The sequence below is a fragment of the Simiduia curdlanivorans genome, assembly GCF_030409605.1.
In the GTDB taxonomy this organism is placed as follows: domain Bacteria; phylum Pseudomonadota; class Gammaproteobacteria; order Pseudomonadales; family Cellvibrionaceae; genus Simiduia; species Simiduia curdlanivorans.
On the sequence record NZ_JAUFQG010000004.1, the window covers coordinates 394,552 to 411,928 of the forward strand.

At 53.8% G+C, this 17,377-nt stretch carries 11 protein-coding genes; 2 read left to right on the top strand and 9 right to left on the bottom strand.

The genetic code is table 11. From position 1 onward, the window contains the following. Window positions 1-6: 6 nt before the first annotated feature. Window positions 7-771, top strand: a complete 765-nt coding sequence (locus QWY82_RS01935) for a rhamnogalacturonan acetylesterase (protein ID WP_290259452.1) — start codon at window positions 7-9, stop codon at window positions 769-771. Between the two features lie 26 nt (window positions 772-797). Here the strand turns inward: QWY82_RS01935 and QWY82_RS01940 are convergent, their stop codons facing one another. The 9 genes from QWY82_RS01940 to QWY82_RS01980 all read right to left on the bottom strand — a co-directional run bounded on the left by QWY82_RS01940 (window position 798) and on the right by QWY82_RS01980 (window position 12,917). After that, window positions 798-2,093 carry a pectate lyase family protein gene (locus QWY82_RS01940; protein WP_290259454.1) on the bottom strand — a complete coding sequence of 432 codons (1,296 nt, stop codon included), beginning with the start codon at window positions 2,091-2,093 and terminating at the stop codon, window positions 798-800. 184 nt (window positions 2,094-2,277) lie between these two features. Further along, window positions 2,278-2,664 carry a VOC family protein gene (locus tag QWY82_RS01945; protein WP_290259455.1) on the bottom strand — a complete coding sequence of 129 codons (387 nt, stop codon included), beginning with the start codon at window positions 2,662-2,664 and terminating at the stop codon, window positions 2,278-2,280. Window positions 2,665-2,687: 23 nt separating this feature from the next. Then, entirely contained in the window at window positions 2,688-3,854 is a 1,167-nt protein-coding gene (gene pelA, locus QWY82_RS01950) for a pectate lyase (RefSeq protein ID WP_290259456.1), read from the bottom strand. A 30-nt stretch (window positions 3,855-3,884) separates the two neighbouring features. After that, complete coding sequence (locus QWY82_RS01955; RefSeq protein ID WP_290259457.1) at window positions 3,885-4,832, bottom strand: alpha/beta hydrolase; 948 nt, start codon at window positions 4,830-4,832, stop codon at window positions 3,885-3,887. Next, the gene (locus QWY82_RS01960; protein WP_290259458.1) at window positions 4,816-5,019 is read right to left on the bottom strand and encodes a hypothetical protein; all 204 of its coding nucleotides are present in this window, start codon (window positions 5,017-5,019) and stop codon (window positions 4,816-4,818) included. The genes QWY82_RS01955 and QWY82_RS01960 overlap by 17 nt, the downstream gene beginning before the upstream one ends. A 142-nt stretch (window positions 5,020-5,161) precedes the next feature. Continuing rightward, window positions 5,162-6,907, bottom strand: a complete 1,746-nt coding sequence (locus tag QWY82_RS01965; protein WP_290259459.1) for a pectate lyase family protein — start codon at window positions 6,905-6,907, stop codon at window positions 5,162-5,164. Between the two features lie 104 nt (window positions 6,908-7,011). After that, window positions 7,012-10,002 carry a TonB-dependent receptor gene (locus QWY82_RS01970; protein WP_290259460.1) on the bottom strand — a complete coding sequence of 997 codons (2,991 nt, stop codon included), beginning with the start codon at window positions 10,000-10,002 and terminating at the stop codon, window positions 7,012-7,014. A gap of 54 nt (window positions 10,003-10,056) precedes the next feature. Further along, complete coding sequence (locus tag QWY82_RS01975; protein ID WP_290259461.1) at window positions 10,057-12,585, bottom strand: phage tail protein; 2,529 nt, start codon at window positions 12,583-12,585, stop codon at window positions 10,057-10,059. Between the two features lie 95 nt (window positions 12,586-12,680). Then, window positions 12,681-12,917, bottom strand: coding sequence for a hypothetical protein (locus QWY82_RS01980; protein ID WP_290259462.1), 237 nt, complete (start codon window positions 12,915-12,917; stop codon window positions 12,681-12,683). Window positions 12,918-13,420: 503 nt separating this feature from the next. On the opposite strand from QWY82_RS01980, the gene QWY82_RS01985 reads away from it, so the two are divergent. After that, complete coding sequence (locus tag QWY82_RS01985) at window positions 13,421-17,089, top strand: pectate lyase family protein (RefSeq protein WP_290259463.1); 3,669 nt, start codon at window positions 13,421-13,423, stop codon at window positions 17,087-17,089. Window positions 17,090-17,377 lie beyond the last annotated feature (288 nt).

The following is a 17,377-nucleotide window of genomic DNA, read 5'->3' on the forward strand; positions in this document are numbered from 1 at the left end:
AACATCATGAAAAAAATTAAGTTTCGCTGGCTTTTAGCCCTCGCGTTTTTCCTCCTACCATTAACCGGTACGGCTAATCCGATGACGCTACACATGGCCGGCGACTCGACCATGGCCGAGAAAGACGTTAAAGATTACCCAGAAACCGGTTGGGGCCAACCCTTTAGCGTCTTTTTTGACGAGCAAGTGCGGGTGATCAACTACGCTAAAAATGGCCGCAGCACGCGCACTTTTATTGGCGAAGGGCGCTGGCAAACACTCATTGACGCCGTAGCGCCCGGTGACTATGTGTTTATCCAGTTTGGCCATAACGATGAATCCAAGAACAAGCAAGATCGCTACACCTCACCCGAGCAGTTTTATAATAACCTCGCGAATTTCGTACAAGATACCCGAGCCAAAAAAGCCATACCTATCCTGTTAACGCCCGTTACACGACGCTATTTTAATGGCAGCGAGATAAAAGAAACTCACGCGCAATACTCAGCGCTTACCCGTAAACTGGCACTTGAAGAGAAGGTTGTGCTTATCGACATGGACACCCTGACACGCGCTCATTTCAGCGCCCAGGGCGATGAAGCCTCCAAGCTACGCTTTATGCATTTAGCCCCCGGCTTACACCCGAACTACCCCAAAGGCGTTACCGATGACACCCACTTCAATGAGCTGGGCGCACGCGAAGCGGCACAATTGGTGCTGCAAGATTTAAAGCGCCAGGGTCATCCACTCGCACAGCGCTTGCGCGCGCCCGATCCCAAGCATTTACAATAGTGCCGCACAACGGCACTGCTTAGGTTTTAGTGTTCGAGGCTAGGTAGACGTTCAAAGCTCGACAACCATGCGTCAATGTTATCGGTTGGCACGTCTAGCTTTCGATAGCGGGTTGGGTATTGAGGGTAGCCACCCACCTCAGTTTGGCTGTCGATAATTTTTCCTGTGCGATTCACTACCGACGCAATAATGCGCTGGTCTATTGGGTCCCTATCCCAGGGCCTTGCTCCCACAGACTTTAGCAAGTGAAATTCCACATCAGATACTGGCATTACTTCTAAGCCAACTGGCCACACTGGCGGTTTTGTTAATAGATTAATTTGCCCCTGCGCTGGCGGCATGGCTTTTTCGTCCAAGTTGAGCACTTGGTTGTCGTGCAAAAACACATCGCCTTGATAAGCAACCAAGGGTAAATCTGAATAGCTGCTCTGTCCGTACAGCAATCGATTGCCAACCACTGCCAGGCGCGGATTTTTTGGCGTAAATGCAGACTGCTGATATTCCTCGCTGATGAACCCCACTTGCACGGCCGCGTTACCCAAGTCGTACATAAGGTTGTTTACCACCACACCGGATGTGTGACCTTTAAAATACGGATTGCGCCTATCGTTATGCGCAAAAAGATTACCAATAACTGCAACCTCCTGAATAAAATCGTGAACTAATAATCCCTTCGAATGCTTGCCCTTTTTGTGCGTGGCAGCATCCAAGGCTTCGGCAATAATGGAATGGCTAAAGGTAATGCGCTTCGCCGTAAAATCGTGGCCTTTGTCGCGCGGGCCGGAGGCCGATAAGTTTTCATCCACGGCCCAAGAGATAGAACAATGATCGATGTGCACATCGTGCGCCAAGGCGCCCGATACTGAAATGCCATCTGGGTCCCATCCGGATCGCGCCGGCTCATGATTATCGCCAGGCCGCACGGCAATATGCCGGATGCGGACGTTATGGGTTTTTACCGAAATGCCACCGCGAATCAAGGTAACACCCGGTGAAGGTGCAGTCTCGCCCGCAACAGTGACGAAAGGCGATTCAACCACGAGGGTACTTTTTTTCAGATCGATAACACCGCCCACCTCAAACACAATGATGCGCGGATAAGATTGCGCTAGCGCCCAGCGCAATGATCCAGCGCCGTCACCGTTGGTGTTGGTAACTTTTATCACTTGGCCGCCGGCGCCGCCAGGTGTATCCATGCCAAAGCCGCGCACCGACGCCAAGTTGAGATCGGCGGCGCAGGCGCTGTGGCCAAACAGAATCAGACCGAATACAATTTTTACCACAACCCAGCTTCGCAAAATTTTAGCTAAAGATTCAGACATTGACATGGCACTCTCTCTACTGGTGCGGAAAGAAAGAATACCTGTCTCTCTCAGGACCGTCGCCGCCAAGGATGGCGGCGCAGAGCTACATGGATGTATTCATGCGTGTCCTGATAGGGACAGGTTTTCTTTCCAAGCACCTTGTTAGTAAGGTGGGCGATAGCTGCGAAAATAAATGTGCCGCTCACGACAACATGGGCATGCCGCGTTTACACAATTGAATGGAAAAGCCCCACGGGTCTTTTAACATTTTCAAATGCGAACCATCCTTGAGTTTTACGTCGTCCACTTCGCGCGCACCGACGCCAATTAAACGTTGTGCATCCAACTCCGGATCGGTAGAAACAAAAGCAAGATGAACCAACAACGGGTCCATCCCTTGGTAATCGGGCACTTGATCGGCAGGGTTACAATATATTTCAATCATCACTTGCCCTGAACTATCGGCTAAAAAGTGAGTGTGTGGCGCCTGCGTGAATTTATGTTTTACGGTAAAGTTCAAATGCTCACAGTACCAAGCCGCGATGGCGATTGGATCGAGCACATTAAATGCAAAATGTTCTATTTTCATAATTAAGTCGGTGAACTAGCACCTTACTCCGGTGTTTGAATATGTGCAGTCTTCCATTGCTGGAATTTGGTCAAGGCCTTGCTTGCGCCGGTAGAATACCAAGCATAGCCTTGTCGGCGCTCCAAACTAATGCGCTCGATTTGATCGTAAACTTGGCCATCGCGATCACCAAAAATAGGTTCTCCAGTGCTCAAACTGTAGAAACGCGACCACAGGGGTTTGGCTTGTTCATCGTCCACCAGTTTGCCCAGCTGCCTATCGTAACGCTTGCCGACAATACGCTTTGCATCCAACCAGGCAGCTGCATCACTGACCGCCTGCACAACTACATCAGGCGGCGACGGTAGCGTCATTAAGAACAACATTATTTCTGCGCTTTCCTGAGAAGACAAAGCCGGCATCTCATAGGCTCTAGCCTGTGCTGGTTTTAAACTGAATGCGTCGTGCTGCGCGCCCCAACCCAAAAATGTTTTACCGGGTTCGAAAAAATATTGCGTCATTAAAATGCAGTTGACGCCCTTCAGCAGCGATGCTTGAGCGATTTGTTGATTTTCCTGATCCAGCCATGGGTAGGCGCTCTGCGCAACCGATAACAACAGCTCAAGAATGTTGACCATGGACTTGTCGTTGTAGGTTATATGATTGTGATAGCCGCCATCCAAAGGAAAACTTTGCGGCCAACAACCCTGTGGCATTTGCGCTTTGATAATAAGGTCAAGCCCGCGCTTAAAACTGGTCGCGTATCGTTCATCGCCCGTTGCCGCAAAAGCTTTAGCCAATACACGCATTTGTGTTGTTGTAGCGTAATTATCAAAGGTGGGTTGGTAATTTTTTTCCACCCCCCAAGCCTCACCTCTACGCCTGGGGCGCTGCCCCATATCGACCCGCTTGGACCAACCACCGGAGGGGGTTTGAAAACTGAGAATAATATCGGCAATGGCTTTGCCTTCCTCCGTCTTGAATGCCGCTTCGGGCAACTCCGGGTCAAAGCCAAAACGCTCAGCCTTCGGTGGCTTAGATACTTTTCTATTTTGTTCCAACTCTTTAGCTAGCGCTTTTTGATCTTTGCGCTTTAATGCACTGGAGAGCTCGAAGTAGGCCTGCCACTGGGCATTTATGTCTTGCTCGGGCTGAGCAAAGCAGGGATGAATCCAGGTGCATAACAGCACAACAGAGAAGATAATTTTCATCGTTAGAACTACTGTATTTAGCGTAAGAAATTAACGCTCGTCAGGTGGCACGGGTTCAGCCAATGCCGACAAACGGGCTTGTAAAAATTGCTCTATAACCGCCACGGTTGCACTGGCCCAGGGCTCAAACAGCCAAAAACTGTGCGGCGCTTGTTTGAACTCATGCCGACGATTAACCACCCCCAAGGCCGTGAGCTTATCTTGCATAGCCTCCACGCCGGCGCTAAACCTCGCCTCGCCGCTAGTAATAAATAACATAGGCGGGGCATGTTTATTAACAGCATTAATGGGCGACGCTTGGCGCCATATTTCGGGAATGGCTTCATAGCGACCACCGAGCCAAGCACTAGCTGCCGTGACCTCGCGCGCGGGATCGTTTTCGAAGGCTAGCGCTAACGGCGTCGTAAAATCCGATAGGCCATCGACATTGATAATGCCCTGCACCGGCCATTGCAATCCAACCAACGACGCCAACTGCCCACCGGCAGAACCGCCCGCGATAAATAGCGCGCGAGTATTAATGCCCAATTCTGCGGCGCGCGCTTGCATAAATTCAAGCGCGGTAATTAAATCATCCCTTGCGGCGGGATAGGGCGCCTGTGGCGATAATCGATACGACACTGTGATCGCGACGTAACCCCGATTTGCAAGAGCGTAGGCAATGGGCTGCCAAAGTGTGCGCTCGCCCGAATTCCAACCGCCACCGTGCACCAACAATATCGCTGGCCTAGGCAACTGATCAGGTAAGCGATAGACATCCATGGCCAGCTGATGGCTGTGGTTATGGTTATGGCTATGGTTTTGGCTATAGTTCCAACAGCTTTTTTGCACATTACCTTGGTGTGGCGCGTAAGGTGCGGCTTGCGGAAAACGTGCTTGGATTTTGGCCAAGGTTGATTGCACACTATATTCAGCGCCGGCATGCATTGTCAGCAGCGCCAAAACCAGAAGTAACAGCCGTCTACTGATCGAGTACATAGGCATTTGCTTGATAATCCGCTTTACTTGCATCGTTCACGTGCTTCGGTAACGACCTTGCAGTTGTATCGGGTGCTACAGCAACCCCGGCAAATTCCAGCTGAATATCATCAGTACTGGCCCACAGGCCGAGCGCTAACATTATTAGCCCACAAAACAAAAATTTTGCTCGCTCTTTACCCTGCATAGATTCACCGCCAATGCATTGCCTCTCAAGCCAAAAACCTCCCAACAATTCACTCTATCGCGCTAGTTTTTGAATGCTCATCCGATACCCTATTGCTAATACAGCGCTAAAGGAACAGCGCCGCTATCGCTAACACCAACTTTTAAGGCGCCAGTTCAATCAAAAAATCATCGACCTGAATGGTACCGCCACCTTCAGTGCGCAAGGTAATAAACGAGGTGCTAGAAGCCAACTTTCCGCTAATAACGTAGGTTTGCCCGGCCACGAGATCACCCAGCGCAACATCGTGAAAACGCGACGCGCCACCCCAGATGGAATTACTACTCGACGCCGTGTTGTTATCGACAAATAGCTGAAACTTTTTTGTCATATCGCCGGCAACACTGATCACGGTAAAACTCACGGTGTATGCCGCCGACAAATCGAACACGCCGGTTGTCGCCGTATCGCCAGCGCTAGTGCTTACTCCTGGTGTTGTATTGCCAATACTGACCCGCGCACCGGTTAAACTGAGTGCTCCGCTCGCAAGCGTTGCCGTGCCTGTGACTTTATAATTCATCGCGACACCCGCACCGGGGCCGCCCGAAACATCTCGGTAGCTGTTGCTAAAAAACGTCTCCGTATCGGGTGCAAAGTTTTCACCGTAAGGCAAAGCAACGTCTTCGATGATAACTTCTTCAGGCACCGGCACCTGATCAATCGGCGTCACGGGTGCAGGAATGTCCAACGCAGACTGATCAATTTTTCCAACGCCGGCATTGGCAATGATTTTCGCCTTTAAATTTTCAACTGAGTCGAGACTATAGGTGTAAGGCACGCGATAGCTCGATGTTGAGCTGCCACTTTGGGCAGTGATATCTGTGCCATTGTCAGACGTCCAGGTCACACCATCGCCCATCACATTGCCGGCGATATTCCAATAACCCACCATAGGCGAATAAAACGACACGATAGGGTTATGGGTGTTTTCAAAAATATTGTTTTCTACCAACATTTCGGCGCCCTGCCGGGTGTTCACGGCTGAAGAATCAATATTATTAAAATAGTTGTTGTATACATGGCCTTTACCGTGCCTATACAAAGGAACGCGCGCCGACAGATTTTCAAATCGGTTGTGATGGAAGGTGACTAGGCGATCGGTGTCGGGGTTGGTGTCATTTTCCGTATGCCCATGCAGAGAGGTCTTCCACGCATCGTGTAAATAATTATTAGAAATGGTGACCAATCTCGCGCCGTTTTTGGTATCAATCAAGCCATCGTAATAGTCTTTATCCACATTGAGTGAATTATACAATTCGCAATGATCAATCCAAATATGGCTCGTTGTGCTGCCGTCGTCATCACCTTCGATACCAATGGCATCGCGCTCTTGCCCCGGCCAGGCTTCGTGAAAGGTAAGATTCTGTACAATGACATTATTGGCGCGGCGAATAATTAAACCGATGCCGTCGAATTCGCCGTTAGTCCCCACGCCAATGAGCGAGACATTGTTCATATCCTTAATCGCAATATCGAGATTGGTGCCGCCATTGTTGAAGGGCGTAATCACGCCGTCGATATAGAGCGTAATGGGTTGCCCTGCCGCTTTAGCCTCGTCTAATTTCGCCTGTAAATCTAAACCATTATTGACGGTATACACCAAGCCATTGGCACCGCCGGTCAGGTCGTAGTTAAAACCGGCAAATCCGCCGTCGGTCAATGTAACGGGTGTTGGTGTTGGTGTTGGTGTTGGCGTTGGCGTTGGCGTCGGCGTCGGTGTTGGTGTCGGCGTTGGCGTCGGTGTGGCAGGCTGATCACTTGAACCAGAGCTGCCGCCGCCGCAGGCGGTGAGGCCTAGGCTTAACAGCAACGCAAGCGCAATGGGGCGCGCAATCGTGGATTCACGCATGGAATATCTCCGAGTAAAAGGCCCGGCAAAGATCATTGCCGGGCGCTGTTGTTAGTGGCGTGCTGGTGCCGTGTTAGCGGCCAATTACCAGACTTCAGATCCGATCAGAAATCTAGGTTGACGCCAACCTGGTAGCCGCGGCCGTATTGTTCGACGTTGAACAACATTTTGCCGCCGGCATCCGGGTCGCCTTCGAAGTAGTAGCTGTCTTGGGCACCCGTCAGATTGATGGCATCAAAGTAAACCCTAACGCCCTGAGCGACTTTCCAAGTAGCCTTGAAATCCAGGGTGGTGCTCGCGGCTTGGTATACGTCGGCCCAGGCTTGGCAATTCTGGGTGTAACCCAAGCCCAGATCAGCGGCCAGATCGTCGGCAGTACAAGCGCCGATACGTTTGAGAATGTCGCCGGTATAGTTGGCAATGAGGCGCGCCGACACTGTGTCGTTTTCCCAACCCAAGGTCAGGTTACCGGCCGTGTTGGCAGTTTCCGGCAGACGAATGCTGTCCACCCGCACTGTGTCTCCCACATCGCCGTCGCTGTCCTGCAGGGTTAGGTTGGCCTGCAAAAACAGGTTGTCGAGCCAGCGACCCACGCTGTGATCTTCCCAACGTCCATCCAGATACTGGGTGTAGCTCAGCTCGGCACCGTACACATGGGCCGACTCACCGTTTAAGAAGGTGCGTACATTGGTGAGTGTGGTATCGGGCAGAATGGTGAACTGAGTCACCTGATCGAGTGGCAACTCAAAGGGCAGGTCGGTGCCGATGTTCAGGTCGACGCCGTTGGCATCCACAATAAAGTCCTTGATGTCTTTGTAGAACAACGCCGCCTGCAGGAAGTTGTCATCGCCATACCAGGACAGTGACAGATCGATGTTGGTGGCTTTCATGGGCTCCAGCGACGGGTTGCCGATGCGCGCGGCATTGTCGGATGACAGCACAAACCACTCGGCCTGATAATCCACGTCGCCATTGGTGGAACCTATCTGGTTCGGGTCATCGCTACAGGTCAGGGTGCCGGTGTAGGCTGGATCTGTGTTGCACAGCTCAACCCGGTCGGTGATTTCAAAATAAGCGCGGCTCTTGCCGAAGTCCGGCCGACTAAAGCTGGTCCAGATGGCCGCCCGCGCCAGCAGTTGGTCACTCAGCTCGTGCCGGTAGTGCAAAGCCGGCAGGAAGTTGCTGTAGTCGTTTTTAACATCGTCCAAGGGCAGGGCAATGTCGAGCGACTCTAGGCCTTGGGAATCCTCGTTGCGGTCATTGCGCATGGCCATGTAGCCGGTGGAATCAAACCAAGTGCGCTCGTAGCGGGCGCCGGCAATCAAGGTGCCGCCTTCGACAACCTGAAATTCAGCCATCAAGTAGGCCGCTGCCGAGTCTTCGTTGAGCTCGTAATCCAGCCTGACGGAGTCGATTTCATTTTCGTCCGGGTCGTAGTTATCGCCAATGGCGCGAGTGCTGGCGATCAATCGCTCCGCTTCCGACCGAGTAATAATGTAGTGGTCGAAGTCGGCATTTTCCGGCCGGTAGGTGTCGAATTCGCCCAGCCGTGCGCCGGCCAGTGCCACACACTCTAAGTCGCCGTTACAACCAGCTACGGCACGATCACCCGGCACAATGCTGGCGCGGTTGCGGTCGCTGGTGCGGTTGCGCTGCTGGCCGCGGACGCCAAATTTAACGTAGTTAAGCAAGCCGCCGTCGGTCCAGTCGCGGCGCAGATTCAGGGTGAACTGGTCCACCGCATCTTCGCGCAGGCTCTGCTCCAGAAACAGGTTGTCGTAGCCCAAATTAGGCTGCATGGCCTGGCCATATTGGTAGCCGTTGGGGTTCGAAATAGCGCCGCTGCTAATGCTGCCGGTGTCGATTAGCTCGGTCAGCTGGGTGCCGGAAATAATTTGGCCGTTGATGAAATCCTCACCGTACTGGCCCAGCGAAGACAACTCGCGCAACCGGAACTGCACGCGCCGGCCATCGGGTTTGTCGTCCTCGCTGCGCGACATCACTAGGTCATAGTCCACCCACCAGCCATCGGCCAAACCGTTTTCACCGCCGATAGTGAAGGTGTTGGTGGTGACTTCGGACTGCTGGATAAAGTACTGCTGTTGCAGGTCAACACTGTCTAGACCAAAAGTCTGCTCGGCTTCGTTCAGGTACAGTTTGCTGGTGCTGCTGTCTAGGTTGTAGCGATAGTATTCGCGCAGGGCGATATCGTCATCGGCGTAGCTGGTGTGGTTTAACCGCACATGGTAACGGTTGTCTGCGTCGGGCTGATATTCAAGGTTCAGCAAACCCGTCATGCGTTCGCGCTCGGCGTTTTCCTGGAAGTTGGTAAATTCCCAGGGAATCAGAATGCGGTTCTGGCCATCATCGCCGTACACCGGCAGCGTGGTGTCGTGGTGTTTGGTCTGGTAGCCCTGAGTGATGCGGTTTTCCCAAGACGCGGTATAGGCCAGGCCCACAGTGTTATCCATGAACAGGTTGGTACCTTGGACAGTGATTTTGGGCGAGTGGTCCTCGGCCTGCTCACTGTAGTAATCCTGCAGGGTTAGCTTGAAGCTGTCCTTGCCGCGATCGAGCGCCGACAGGGTTCGGACATTGATCATGCCGCCGATGGCATCCAAATTCATGTCCGGGGTTAGGGACTTGTTCACCTCGATGGACTGCAGTACATCGGAGGGCAAGCTATCTAGGGAAAAGGCGCGATCTTCTAGGTCGCCGCTACTGCCGCCACCGGCATTGGCCAGCGAACCGCCGTCCATTTGCACGCTCACCATGCCTGGGCCTAGGCCGCGCAGGCTAACAAACTTGCCCTCGCCCTCGCCTCGCTGCAGGGTGATGCCGGGCATGCGCTGCAACAGTTCGGCCACGTTTTGGGCAGAGAAGTTACCGGCGTCGTCCTGGGTAACCACGGAACTGAAGTTGTCCTTATTGCGTTCGGCTTCGCGGGCATTTTCATCGGCCGCGCGCACGCCCTCTACCACCACTTCTTCTAAGCCTTGGCCGGCCATGTCTTCGCTTTGCTGCGCCATTGCCTGGGCGCTGATTAGCGCCACCGCCAACGGCAGTAATTTCATGGATGTATTCAGGATTTTCATGATGCTCTGTTCACCTCTGGAATTATTGTTGGCGCGGCCGAGCCGCGCGCTTTATTACTGGAGCTCGACTTTAACGTTGTCGATAGTGATGGGCGCCGTTACGCCGCTGTCGCAGCGCAGCTGTATAAAGGACATGGCGGTGCCCACGCTACTGGCGATAGACACAGTGCCGGTGGCGCCGTCGTCGTCGGCAATGGTGGCCACGGTTTTCTCAAATATTTTTGAGCTGCCGCCGTGCTGCGAGCTGGACGAGCTCGAGGTGTTGTTATCCACATACACCTGGCATTTGCCGGTGCTGGCGCCGTCGTTGCCATTAGCCGTCACATCAAAGCTGATCACGTAGGGCTGACTTAAATCCAGGTCGCCCTGAGGCACTGAGCCGGCACTGGTGGCCGCGCCCGGATTGCTGTCGCCAATACTAAAGCGCGCATTGTTGATGCTCAGCTGACCGCCAGCCAGAGTGATGCGCGAACCGCTGCCGGTGACGTTATAAAAGGCCTTGCTAGCATCGCTGCTGATGGCCTTGTAACCCGCCGTAAAAAAGTCACTGGTGCTGCCGTCGCCATCAGTGGCGGCATCAAAGCTTTCATTAAGGATCGCCGCCGACCCACCGGCACCCGCGTAAAAGCCCAGCTCGCCGATGCTGGCTGGCAGCTCGCCCACCAGGTCGTCGGCGCTCATGGCCGCCACGGCCGCATCGTTGGACCACAACAACCAGTCCACCTTGGCAAAGTAGCCACTGGAGGCATCCTCGCCAATGCGTAATCGGTTGGCGCCACCACCGCCGGTGCGACCGGTACCCAGCACCGCTAGGTCGCCCATCGTGGCACCGCTGAGTTGCTCGGAAATATTGACGCCGTCGCGGTAGACACTAGCGCTGATATTCTTGCCATCCACCACGCTCACGTCAGTCGGGTCTGTGACGATGTAGTTGATCTGGTAGACGTGGTAGTCGTCGGCCATGGTCAGGTCGGCCTCGGCGTTAGCGGTGCCATCCTGGAAGCGCTCCAACTGAAAGCGGCCGTCGGCACCTTGGTCGGGCCGCAGCAGGATTTTTACCCGCGCATCACTAGGGGCGTTAAAGGCGGTTTCCACTTCCAGACCACGGGCCGGGCTGGCAGATACATCTACCCGCGCCAGCAGGGTGAAGTACTGCGGATAACCGTCGGCATCGGCCACCACGCCGGTGATATCGCCCTTGCTGCGGGCGCCACTGTCTGCGCTGGTATCCAGTGTTGCAGTGCCGTCGTTGTTGGCGCTGAACAAGATGTCGGTGTCGGCGTAAGTTAGGCTGCCGGTGCTATTGGCTTTCAGCACCAGCGCGCCGCTGCTTTCGGGGCTGATGCAGCCGTCGTACACACTCCAAGCAATACTGCCGGTGATGTCACCGGGGGTAGTCACCACGCAACCGAGCGGCGCCACCGGCGTGGCCGAGGCGGCCGCGCTCCAGTCGCTGCTGCCGGCCGAATTGTTGGCGCGCAGGAAGGTAAAGTATTCGGTGCCATTGGCTAGGCTTTCCAGCACCACTGGGGAGCTGACATCGAGCATCTGGGTGGCGGTGCTGATGTCATTGCTGGTACCCCAGGCCAGGTCGTAACTGCCCACGCCCACACCGGTGCTCCAGCTGACAGTAATCTGCCCGTCGCCAGCATTGAGTGTGGGGGCATCCGGCACCGCGGGCGGGGTGGCTGGGGTAAACACACCACATTCCGGTAGATCAGCCTGGCCATTTTCAGTCTGCGGCTCCACCAGCAGGTCATCGATGATGACAGTACTGCCGCCCTCTACCCGCAACTGCAGGAAGGAAGTGGCATTGCCCACCAACACCGGGCGAATATCTACCGGCGTCGCACCAGGCTCGAGCGTAACATTGCCAGGCACGTTGATTTCCACCCGCTTGCCGGCCACCAGTTGATTCACCGGCACGTTAAAAATGCGCGAGCCGGCGCTGCCACCACCCCAGTAGGATTTGCTTTCGCTAGAGCTGTTGTTGTCTACAAACACCTGCATATTGCGGCTGCCGCTAGCTTCTTTGACGCAGAAAGAAATACGGTAGTCGGTGCTCAGGTTCAGCTCACCCCAGGTGCCGGTGACGTCGCCGCTGGTGCTGTCTTTTTTGGGGTCGGTGCCGTCGAGTTCGGGCCGGGTTTGGCCCAAACTGAAGCGGCCGGTATTGAGCAACAAAGACGGGTTACCGGCGTCGCTCACTATGCCCAACTGCTCTAGGTTGACCGCCGTGCCCAGCGCAGGGTCGTCACCTTCAAAGAAGCAACAGGTGGGATAGTAGAACGACGGCTGGCTGTCGTCGGGGTTATCAGTGCTGAGGGCTTTGTAATCACTACTGAAGAAACTGATGGTATCGGCTTCGCCGAAACCGACGAACAGGCCGTCGCCGAAGTCTTCGCTCAGAATGACAGGGGGGACTGGCACTTCGCCGCCGTTGTCACCGCCATCCACGGTGCTGGGTGGTGGCACGGGCAACACGTCGCCCTCGCTTTGATGGTCGCTGCCACTGCCGCCACCGCAGGCGGTTAAGCACGTGAGCAGGATCAGGGATGCCGCGGTCGGGAGCCTGGAATTCATTGCGTGTCCTCGTGAACGTTTTTATTGTCTTCAGCCTGCGCCAGCTATTCGGCACAAGCTTACCACTTTGGACTGCCATGATAACCATATTGGCTTTACCAATTCAAGACTTGTTCACCCGCATTTTTCTCATCCGCTGGCACCGTTAATTTTATATTGCGCTCGCTCTGGTCAAACCGGTGCAGTACCAGGCTTCGCCAATTGCCCAGCCCTAAAGCGCTGGGCCAGCCAAACAACACGGCGGACAACCCCATCAACTCATTGATATTTATAGATATTTCTAAAAGTTTCGGCCAAGAGACCGATACCCAGAGACCGAACAAATGGGGCAATTAGGGCTTTCATATCGCCGAAGTCAGCTATTTTTCCGGTAAAAGCAGGTCATTTAACACTAAAGGCTTGAGGTCGTTATGCGCCATAAAACCGATATTTACCACAGCCAGGAAGCGTTATTAAGTGCCTGGATCGGCATATAAATACGGTAGTTTCAGCCACTTTTTACGTAAATATAGACAAGCGTCGCAATATAAATCACCCACAAGAAGACCTAACAAGTTTACAGCCAGAAAATAACGCACTAACATGGTCTTACCACTGGTCTTACCAAATTAATACCAAAAAATACCATTTTTGGGCAAGGCCGATGGCAGGTGATTGTAGGCGCCTGAGGTAACGCACCTTTGTCACAGCACGCAAGAAGCAGGCAAGCCATGCAAGGTTCTAGCGCATGGTCTTAACAGCTTTTCTTTTAATCCGTGAACGCTGAGGCGGGCGGTTAGTGGGGTTTGTGAATCAACCCTGCCTCGACAAATCACAATAATAATAGGTTCAAAACATGAGAGCTTTTTCCCCTAAATCATTACTTCCTCTGGCTATAGCATCGGCAAGCTTAGGCTTGGCCCTGCCCTGCTCAGCCGCACTAGAGGGCTACGCCACACTCAACGGCGGCACCACCGGCGGCGCGGGTGGACAAGTGGTGTATGCAAGTACCGGCGCCGAGATAAACGCTGCTATGTGTAGCCGCGCGGCCGACGACACACCACTCATTATTTACGTAACCGGCACCATCAATCACGGCAACACCAGCAAGAGCTCGGGTTCTTGCGACACCACCGGCGAAGAGATTCAATTTAAAGGCGTGAGCAATATCTCGTTGATCGGCGTAGGTAGCGCCGCGGTTTTTGATCAGATTGGCATCCACTTACGCGATACCTCGAATATTATCTTGCAAAATTTACACATAAAAAATGTGAAAAAATCCGGCTCGCCCACGTCCAATGGTGGCGATGCCATCGGCATGGAAACCGACGTATTTAATGTCTGGGTAGATCACTGCACGCTCGAAGCTTCCGGCGGCGAGAGCGACGGCTACGATTCATTGCTCGACATGAAAGCCACCACCCAATACGTCACCGTTTCTTACACCCATTACCGCAATTCGGGTCGCGGTGGCCTGATGGGCTCAAGCGACAGCGACGCCGATAATACCTTCGTCACTTTTCACCATAATTTTTACGAGAACATGGACTCGCGCTTGCCGTTGTTACGGCACGGCACGGCCCACTCCTACAACAACTATTACGACGGCATAAACAAATCCGGCTTGAACCCGCGCATGGGTGGCAAGATAAAAGTAGAAAACAGTTATTTTGAAAATGCCCACAATCCCATCGGCACTTTTTACACTACCGACATGGGCTTTTGGGACTTAAGCGGTAACTACTTTGATGAAAATACCGTGGTATGGGAACAGAGTGACAGCGACAAATGGTTCCCAGCTGGCCCAAACCCAGTGTCCACCACATCCATCAGCATTCCCTATAGCTACACCTTAGATGCCGTGGCGTGCGTACCCGATATTGTTCGCAACACTGTAGGCGCAGGCACAGGCTTGCTCGAATCGGCGGGTGCGTGTGAAGTAACTCCGACCCCTACACCAACGCCGACTCCTACGCCGACTCCTACGCCAACGCCAACTCCTACGCCAACGCCAACCCCAACGCCAGGTGGCAGCCCCATCGGCAGCAACTTGAGTATCGGCGCGGGTTCAGACGGGTCGAGCAAAGCCAGTGGCTCCAGCTACGGCAATGTGCGCGATGGCGACCTCTCTAGCTACTGGGCACCCAGCGGTTCAACAGGGCGCATATCCATTAAATGGTCCAGCACCACAACCGTGGGCGCGGTTAACATCGTCGAACATGCCAGCGCTGTCGGCAACCTCGGCGCCTGGGAGCTAGTCAACAACGACAATGGCGAGCTACTAGCCACGGGCACCGGCCCAGGTCTTGTTAGTTTCAACACGGTGAATTTGGATAAAATTAATCTCAACATTTTAAGCTCTAACCTTACCCCTGCGATTGCAGAGTTAGAGACCTATGTAGGGATAAATGCAGCGCCGACGCCGACGCCGACGCCAACTCCGACTCCGACTCCGACTCCGACGCCGACGCCAACTCCGACTCCGACTCCGACTCCGACGCCAACACCGGTACCCGACACCACCTTTACCGTGCAGGAAAATGCTGCCGGCTTCTGTGCGGTTGAAGGCGCAGTGGAAAACGAGCATGCCGGCTACAACGGTAGCGGTTACGCCAACTCCACCAATGCCACCGACGCCGGCATTGATTACGAAATCTATGCGCCGCAAGCGGGCTACTACCAACTCAATGTGCGCTACGCCAATGGCGCCAGCGACCGACCCGCGCGGATTCTGGTCAACGGCCAGGAGCAAGGTAATCTTGGCTTTACCGGTACCGGCAGCTGGACCAGCTGGTCCGACACCGGCAACCTGGTACTGGCACTGAATGGCGGCGAGCAAAGCCTGCGCATCGAAGCGGAAACCAGTGGCGGCCTGGCCAACATCGATCAGGTCAGCATTACCGGCTTGGCGCCGGCAGCGGGCGATTGTGCGGCGGGCGACAGCACCAACGGCGGAACGCCGGTTGAGCCCACCGATCCGATTGATCCTACCGATCCCACCGATCCCACCGATCCGGTTGATCCTACTGAACCCACTGATCCCACCGATCCAGTTGATCCTACTGAACCCACTGATCCCACCGATCCTGACAATGGCGGCATTCCGCCCATTGGAGACGGCGGCGATCCGGCCTGCGCCGATTTACTGACCAATCCCAGCATGAACTGGCGCGAGTCTTCTCAGCTACAAACGGATCAAGAAATCGTGGCCTGCTTATCTGAGTCCCTCGGCAAACCAGTGGGCTTTGGCAGCAAGGCAACCGGCGGCTACAACCCCCTGGGCAATAGCAAACTGGTGGTGATAACCAAAGGCGGTTCGGTTTCACCGGAGCAGCAAATTTTCGATGCGATAAGTTCTGCTAAACACAACTGGGTGGTGTTTGATAAAGACGACTTCGCCAATGAAACCACGATCGGCATGTATAAATTGGGTTGCTCAGATCCCGATGTACTGTCTGCCTTAGGTGGCGCCACTGTCGAAGAATGTCAGAACCCTGCGCTTTGGTGCAGTAATCACGGCGTCAGCAGCAATAGTTGCGAAGACACCTTCTTTAATGATCGCCTCAACGACTCAGATCTCGATGCGCTCAAACTCAAAATGGTCAACTCCAACACCACCATTGATGGCCGCGGCAGCAACGCCTTATTCCAATTTAGCGGTTTCAAAATTGGTTCGGATTCCAGCGGTGCGTCAACCCACATGAGCGAGAACGTGATCATCACCAACAACCGCTTTGCCGGCGTTGGCCATACCGAGGACCACAATCTCGATCCCGATATGATTCGCTCAACCGGTGAGTCGCACGATATCTGGATTCATCAAAACACCTTTGAGAACACCGGTGACTCAGCCTTCGATGTCAAAGTGGGCGCCTACAACCTCACCGTTTCGTTCAACAAACTCATCGATGTGAAGCGCGCGGCATTACATGGTTCAAGTGATAGCCGAACCATCAATGCGCAAATCACCTCAACCATCCACAACAATTTGTTTGTCACCAACGACAACCTAGTTACCGACAAAAGCATGGATACCTTGCGTCGCGTACCACTCATGCGCCGCGGGCAATCCCACATGTTCAACAATGTGTTTTACGGCTACCGCAAAGACTTGTTGAGCGTTCGCGTAGGTGGCCGCATTGCGTTTGAAGACAATATGTTCTTGAACACGGCCAACAACGCCAAAGGCGATGACCTCGACTACTGGATTGAAAGCCTACTGCGCGACTTCCGCGAGGGTGGGCTGAAAATAACCGGCAGCTCGGTTTGGTACTCGAACACCTCGTGTCAGCTGCAAGGTTCACCGGGTGATTTAACGGCGTCCCACGGCAGCACACCGGATATGTTTGCAACCTACGATGGCACATCCAAAAACTTAATCAACGCCAACCGCTTCAGCGCTGGCAGCGATTTAGCAGACTATGTGTTTGCCACTGCCGGCAAAGGTGGAGTAACGCCTTACAACTCCAGCTATTCACAAGGTCGCAGCACTATTATCAACAACGCACCATCGACCTGTAAGTAACGCGTTTGACCCAGGGCTTTTTCCCGCCCAAGAAGCTTTGCCCCGATCCTAGATCGGGGCTTTTTTATGCGCGGTATTTTAATTGGCGCGTTAGCTGAAACTACTGCTCACGGCTTTCCACCGATGGCGTTACAGCAAAAATCTAAAACACCAAATTAAGTTATGCAGATGTGCTATCGCGGCTGCAAGATAGGCTGGTTGGGTTTATACCCAAAACCTAGCGATTCGATAAAATGTACTCAGGCTTGGTGATGCATGGGCATTACGATTTTTCTGCACCGCCCTAGA

What these genes read in the sequence shown, in the direction of transcription:
- QWY82_RS01940 (WP_290259454.1), bottom strand. Translation starts at nt 2,093, where the DNA reads ATGTCTGAATCTTTAGCTAAAATTTTGCGAAGCTGGGTTGTGGTAAAA.
- QWY82_RS01985 (WP_290259463.1), top strand. Translation starts at nt 13,421, where the DNA reads ATGAGAGCTTTTTCCCCTAAATCATTACTTCCTCTGGCTATAGCATCG.
- pelA (WP_290259456.1), bottom strand. Translation starts at nt 3,854, where the DNA reads ATGAAAATTATCTTCTCTGTTGTGCTGTTATGCACCTGGATTCATCCC.
- QWY82_RS01960 (WP_290259458.1), bottom strand. Translation starts at nt 5,019, where the DNA reads ATGCAGGGTAAAGAGCGAGCAAAATTTTTGTTTTGTGGGCTAATAATG.
- QWY82_RS01965 (WP_290259459.1), bottom strand. Translation starts at nt 6,907, where the DNA reads ATGCGTGAATCCACGATTGCGCGCCCCATTGCGCTTGCGTTGCTGTTA.
- QWY82_RS01935 (WP_290259452.1), top strand. Translation starts at nt 7, where the DNA reads ATGAAAAAAATTAAGTTTCGCTGGCTTTTAGCCCTCGCGTTTTTCCTC.
- QWY82_RS01970 (WP_290259460.1), bottom strand. Translation starts at nt 10,002, where the DNA reads ATGAAAATCCTGAATACATCCATGAAATTACTGCCGTTGGCGGTGGCG.
- QWY82_RS01955 (WP_290259457.1), bottom strand. Translation starts at nt 4,832, where the DNA reads ATGTACTCGATCAGTAGACGGCTGTTACTTCTGGTTTTGGCGCTGCTG.
- QWY82_RS01945 (WP_290259455.1), bottom strand. Translation starts at nt 2,664, where the DNA reads ATGAAAATAGAACATTTTGCATTTAATGTGCTCGATCCAATCGCCATC.
- QWY82_RS01975 (WP_290259461.1), bottom strand. Translation starts at nt 12,585, where the DNA reads ATGAATTCCAGGCTCCCGACCGCGGCATCCCTGATCCTGCTCACGTGC.